The organism is Kribbella sp. (genome assembly GCF_035687465.1).
In the GTDB taxonomy this organism is placed as follows: Bacteria; Actinomycetota; Actinomycetes; order Propionibacteriales; family Kribbellaceae; genus Kribbella.
On record NZ_DASRXP010000601.1, the window covers coordinates 1 to 5,424 of the forward strand.

Sequence of the window (5,424 nt, forward strand, 5' to 3'; positions counted from 1 at the left end):
CATGAGTACCAACTCCCCAGCCGCGTTGACCAGGTACGTTCGGGCAACTGGAGTCAGTGGGCACCGCATTTCTGGGCGACATGGAGGGCGCACAGGAGCATGGGGAGCGATCGGTGGAGCTCGCGCTCCCAGTACGGCCAGTCGTGGATGCCAGGGCCGTAGAAGTCTGTGGTGAGTTTGACTCCGGCCTGGCGGAGGCGGGTGGCCGTTACGTGGTTCATGTCGTTCAGGAACGCCTCGAGGTCATCCGTCGTACCCGGTGGGTCGAAGGGACCGGCGGTGCCGTTGCCGCTGGACAGGAAGACGGGCGTGTTCCGGAGCCGCTTGGCGAGGTAGTACGGGTCGTGCGCTGTCCAGATTCGGCGCTGCGCGATCGGGTCTCCCCAGAGCGCGAGCGGATCCTCGCCGTACTCGGGCAGGAGCGACATCAGTCCTTCCGGGAAGTCGGCGTACAGGGGGTGGACGACGCCGCTGTAGCTGGCGACCGCGCGGAACATGCCCGGGTTGCGGGCCGCGTAGCTGAGTGCGCCGAATCCACCCATCGACAAGCCTGCGATCACGCGTCGTTGTCCAGCGCCGTAGGTGTGTTCGAGCAGTCCGCGGATCTCGCGCAGGTGGAACGTCTCCCACGCCGGAGCCCCGCCATCGCCGTGGTTCCACCAGTCGCTGTACCAGCCGACCGGGCCCGCCTCGGGCATCACGACGAGCACGTTGCGTAATTTGGCAAGTTCCTCGACGTCGGTCGACCGCGTCCAACTGTCGTAGGTGTCGCAGCAGCCGTGCAGGAGATAGAGCACCGGCCAGCGGTCGCTCTTGCGCCGATGGTCCCAACCGTCTGGAGTCAGCAGCCGTACCTTGCCTTCGCGGCCAATGGCGGGGGAATCGATGGTCAGGTCCACCAGCCGAGGACCGACCTGCTCTTCAGCCACAACCCGCGCACCACGGCCGCGGGACGCCTGTCCTTCCTGTCCGGCAGTGGCGCTGGCCGGTGCAAACCACGCAACCGTGAGCAGCATCACCAGCAGCAAGATCGAGTGACCGCGGAGTCGAATCATGACCGTTCCTCCCCACAAGCAGGCGCAGGAGGCCGGGGAGACCCGGCCCCTCGACAGCGCCGGTACAAAAATCACCCTAGGCGCGCGCACCGCACCGACGACGAGGGCTCGCGGCCCGCGCGGCATGATGGGCTGGTGAGCACTGAACTGACGCCTGAGCTGGCCACCACGATCGAGGAAGCCTTCTCCCGGCGGGACCGGGAGAACATGCAGCCGACGATCGACTTCTTCGAGGACCTGCTGACCAGGCACCCCGGCAACCCGTACGTGCTGTACGAGGTCGGTGGCTCCTACGACACCGCCGGCCAGGAGGAGAAGGCGCTCGAGTACTACGAGCAGGCGCTTCCCGGGCTGACCGGAGACATCAGGCGAAAGTGCCTCCTCCAGTACGGCAGCACGCTCCGCAACCTGGACCGGTTCGACGAGTCCCTCGAGGTCTTCAAGAAGGCGTGCGAGGAGTTCCCGGAATCAGACTCCCTCCGCGTCTTCAAGGCCCTCACCCTGCACGCCGCCGGCCGCCACGACAAGGCCCTCGCCACCCTCCTCCTGGTGATCAGCGACCGCGTCGAAACCCCCGACCTCAAACGCTACGAAGCATCCCTCCGAGCCAACGCCCACCACCTCGCCTCGCTCTAGTTGTCGCGTCAGCAGGCGCAGGCGACGCCGAGTGGAGCTACTAGAGGGTCGGTGACCTGGCGGGTGGTGCCGGTCAGGGTCTCGACGGGGAGGCCTTCGCGGGTCCAGTACTCGTAGCCGCCGATCATTTCCTTGACGGGATAGCCGAGCTTGGCGAACTCCAGGGCCGCTTTGGTGCCGCCGTTGCAGCCAGGACCCCAGCAATACGTCACCACAGCAGACCCAGCCGGTACTACGGACGCCGCGCGGGCCGCGATCTCGCGGGTGGGGAGGTGGATCGCGCCGGGCAGATGACCCTGGTCCCAGCTCTCCTGGCTCCGGCTGTCGACGAGCACCCAGCCGGAGACGCCTGCGCCGATGTCCGCGGCCACGTCGGACGGGTCCGTCTCGAAGGTCAACCGGGCGGCGAAATGGGCGATCGCAGCGTCAGCGGCGGCGGGCGAGATCTGCAGGACCGAGGACATCATCGAACTCCTTCACGAAGTGGAGTCCCAAGCCTCGTCGAGCGGGCCGACTCCGCGAAAGTGGCAGAAATGCCCTAGTAGTACAAGATTCTGCCATTCGGCAGAACTCAGGCGTCGCCCGAGCGCAGATGCAGGATGGCGGCCCGGGCTCGCGCCGTCTTGATCGCCTGCGTCAGCGTCGCGACGTCGTACGCGCCGTAGTGCCGCTGGCCGTTGATGAAGAAGGTCGGTGTCCCGGAGACGCCGCTGAGGTCGGCCGTCTCCACATCCTGAGCGACCCGCGCCGCGGCGACGTGCCGCTTGATGTCCTCATGGAAGCGCTGCTGATCGAGACCGAGTTGGTCGGCATAGCGGAGCAGGTCGGCCGCCTGCAGCTTGTCCTGGTTGGCGAGCAACAGGTCGTGCATCTCCCAGAATGCATTCTGCTCACCGGCCGCCTCGGCCGCTTCCGCCGCGATCTGGGCCCGAGGATGCACGTCGGACAACGGCAGGTGCCGCCACACGAACCGAAGATCGTCATCGCGCAGGATGTCGCGGACCACGGGTTCGGCCATCCCGCAGTACGGGCACTCGAAATCGCCGTACTCGACCAGCGTCACGGACGCTGATTCCGGACCGCGGATGTGATCCCGCTCAGGATCGACCGGCTCGACCAGATCCACCAGCTGATCCGCCTCGCCGAGCAGCGCGACAGCCTTCTTCGGTGGCGACAGCAGGGCGGTCGCGCGGAAGACGAGCCAGGTCAGCAGCGAGGCGGCGACCACTGACGACAGCAGTCCGAGCTTCGCCTCCGCCAGCTCCGGACCGTCGAAAGCCAAGGTTGCTATCAGCAACGAAACCGTGAAGCCGATGCCGGCGATCGTGCCGCTGCCGGCGACTCCGGCCCAGCCCACCAGTGGGCGGAACCGGCCGCGAGAGGACCGGGCCAGCAACCACGATGTGGCCATCACCGCGACAGGCTTGCCGACCACGTAGCCGACGAGGATGCCGAGGGTGATCGGCGAGGTGTACGCCTCGGCGAGGAAGTCCAGGTTGATCGTGATGCCGGCATTGGCGAGGCCGAAGAGCGGGACGATGAGGTAGCTGGTCCACGGGTGGTAGAAGTGCTGCAGGCGGTCGTTCGGCGAGAGCGTCGAGGTCAGACCGACAGTCGCGGTCCGGGCCAGCTCAGGGGTCGGCTGCTCGCGGAACAGCCGGAAGAGTCCGGATGCCTGTTCCAGCTCGTCCCGCCCGGGCGTGTACGCCGGGGCGGTCAGACCGATCGCGAGCCCGGCGACGACCGGATCGACGCCGCTCTCCAGCAGCGCGGCCCAGGTAACGATGCCGAGGGCAACATAGATGGGCGGTTTGCGGAACCCGAGCACAGAGACGGCGACCAGTACTGCGAAGGCCGCGACGCCGATCATCAACGGCATCCACGAGAGGTCGTCGCTGTAGACGACCGCGATCACCAGCAGGGCAATCAGGTCGTCGACCACGAACACCGTCAGCAGGAAGACCCGAACCCGGTCCGGTACGCCGCGGCCGACGAGCGCGAGCAGGCCGAGCGCCAGTGCGGTGTCGGTGGACATCGCCACACCCCAGCCGTGCGCGCCTTCGCCCCCGAGGTTGAACGCGAGGAAGATCAGCACCGGCAACACCATCCCGGCGACACCGGCAACCAGCGGCAGCACGAACCTGCTCCGGTCCCGCAGATCCCCGAGATCGAACTCGCGCCGCGCCTCCAACCCGACCACCAGGAAGAACAGCGTCATCAGGCCGCTGTTGATCCACTCCATCAGGTCCATGCTCAGCTCGCCGGATCCGAGCCGCAGCGAGAGATCCATGTGCCAGAAGCTCTCGTACGAGTCGGGCGCGACGTTGGCCCAGACGAGCGCCACCACGATCGCCGCGGCCAGCACCCCCGAACTCCCCGCCTCGGTCCGCAGGAAAGCTCGCATCGGCGCCGCGAACTCCCGGGTCCACGCCGTCCGCTGACTCAGCCGCGCCCCGAAGTCGGCCACCTCAATCAGCCCGTACTGCGGAAGCCGGGTCCGCCGCGAACGATTCGATATAGCTGAGGGCGGAGTCCAGAGCATTCATCAGCGGCCCGGGATCTCTCTTGGTGCTGGTGAGCAACAGTCCTCCTTGCAAAGCGGCAAGCAGACTCACTGCGAGTTTTTCGGGGTCCGCCTGGGGCCGGAGTTCTCCTCGGTCGTACATCGCGCGGAGAGCGTCCCGCAGTACGAGCTCCCAACGGTCGAACCCGGCGACCAGTTCGCGCCGGGTCTCGTCATCGGAGTCGGCCAACTCGCCGGCCAAGGAACCCAGCCGGCAACCACCGGTGCAGCCGTTCGCGACCTGCCGCTGGACGTTGAGCTCAGCCCAGCGCCGCATACCCGCGAAACTGTCGAGCCGATCCACGTCCAGCTGCTGCTGCGCGGCGATCACGACGTCAGCCTGCCACTCCACGACCGCCTGAATCAGGCTTCTCTTGTCACGGAAGTAGTGGGTCATCTGCGAGCCGCTGACACCGGCCGCCTTCCGTACGTCCTCAATACTCGTCCCGACCGGGCCGTGCTCGAAGACAAGATCAGCCGCGGCCCCCACAATCCGCTCTCGCGTCGCCCGCCCCTTCTTCGTCAGCCCAGCCGTCATTTGGTCAGCATAACCCTCAAACTGGGATAAACAACCCAAAACACAACGCCCTACGCGCCAGGGCGGAAACGCAGGCGCTGGCTACGGGGGCCGGCGGGCTGCAGCGCTCAGCCCCTGGGCGCGACCACGTGGCGGGGCGCAGGTGTGTGCGACAGATGCAGGAGCACGGGCGGATGCGGGCGCGCAGGTACGGGTGGGCGGCTTGTGCGAGTGGTCGGTTGGTGTGGGGGTTGGGGGCTGGCTGGGGGGATTGGGGGTGGGGGCGGGACTAGGCTCGGGTTTATGACAGATGGTGCTTATGTGGCGCGGATCGTCGATGTTCCGGACCTTGGGATCCGGCTTGAGCCCGGTGAGGGGGCTGTTACGCCGGTGGAGCCGACTCAGGTGAACATGCTGGGGCTTGCTGTGGCGTTGGCGCTTGGGGCTGCTGGTTATCGGCATCACCCTGAGCCGCGCGATCCCGAACTGCAGACGCTCGACACGCTCCTGGCCGGCGAGGCTGTGATGCCTTGGCTTTCGGCGGAGGATGCCAACGACGCGCAGGTGTACATCGTTTGCGAGCCCTCGACGACCGGCCTTCCCCAGTGCGAGGTGCAGTACCGATGAACACTCGCCCGCCGCTGCCCCCGTTC

General features: G+C 67.0%; 7 protein-coding genes. 3 read left to right on the top strand and 4 right to left on the bottom strand.

What is annotated here, in order from left to right:
• Positions 1-53: 53 nt before the first annotated feature.
• Positions 54-1,055: an alpha/beta hydrolase gene (locus VFG33_RS31705; protein ID WP_325056671.1), complete on the bottom strand. Its 1,002-nt coding sequence runs from the start codon at positions 1,053-1,055 to the stop codon at positions 54-56.
• On the opposite strand from VFG33_RS31705, the gene VFG33_RS31710 reads away from it, so the two are divergent.
• Together VFG33_RS31710 and VFG33_RS31715 are read left to right on the top strand one after the other, a co-directional pair.
• The gene (locus VFG33_RS31710) at positions 1,054-1,194 is read left to right on the top strand and encodes a hypothetical protein (RefSeq protein WP_325056672.1); all 141 of its coding nucleotides are present in this window, start codon (positions 1,054-1,056) and stop codon (positions 1,192-1,194) included. The two genes, VFG33_RS31705 and VFG33_RS31710, sit on opposite strands and share 2 nt — an antisense overlap.
• The gene (locus VFG33_RS31715) at positions 1,191-1,691 is read left to right on the top strand and encodes a tetratricopeptide repeat protein (protein WP_325056673.1); all 501 of its coding nucleotides are present in this window, start codon (positions 1,191-1,193) and stop codon (positions 1,689-1,691) included. The genes VFG33_RS31710 and VFG33_RS31715 overlap by 4 nt, the downstream gene beginning before the upstream one ends.
• A gap of 8 nt (positions 1,692-1,699) precedes the next feature.
• On the opposite strand, the gene VFG33_RS31720 is transcribed toward VFG33_RS31715, so the two are convergent.
• From VFG33_RS31720 to VFG33_RS31730, 3 genes are all read right to left on the bottom strand, one after another.
• A complete protein-coding gene (locus tag VFG33_RS31720; RefSeq protein WP_325056674.1) occupies positions 1,700-2,158 on the bottom strand; it encodes a rhodanese-like domain-containing protein in 459 nt (152 codons plus the stop codon).
• A gap of 104 nt (positions 2,159-2,262) precedes the next feature.
• Positions 2,263-4,158 carry a Na+/H+ antiporter NhaA gene (gene nhaA / locus VFG33_RS31725; RefSeq protein WP_325056675.1) on the bottom strand — a complete coding sequence of 632 codons (1,896 nt, stop codon included), beginning with the start codon at positions 4,156-4,158 and terminating at the stop codon, positions 2,263-2,265.
• A gap of 1 nt (position 4,159) precedes the next feature.
• Complete coding sequence (locus tag VFG33_RS31730) at positions 4,160-4,792, bottom strand: TetR/AcrR family transcriptional regulator (RefSeq protein ID WP_325056676.1); 633 nt, start codon at positions 4,790-4,792, stop codon at positions 4,160-4,162.
• Between the two features lie 300 nt (positions 4,793-5,092).
• On the opposite strand from VFG33_RS31730, the gene VFG33_RS31735 reads away from it, so the two are divergent.
• Positions 5,093-5,398 carry a hypothetical protein gene (locus VFG33_RS31735; RefSeq protein WP_325056677.1) on the top strand — a complete coding sequence of 102 codons (306 nt, stop codon included), beginning with the start codon at positions 5,093-5,095 and terminating at the stop codon, positions 5,396-5,398.
• Positions 5,399-5,424: the final 26 nt, after the last annotated feature.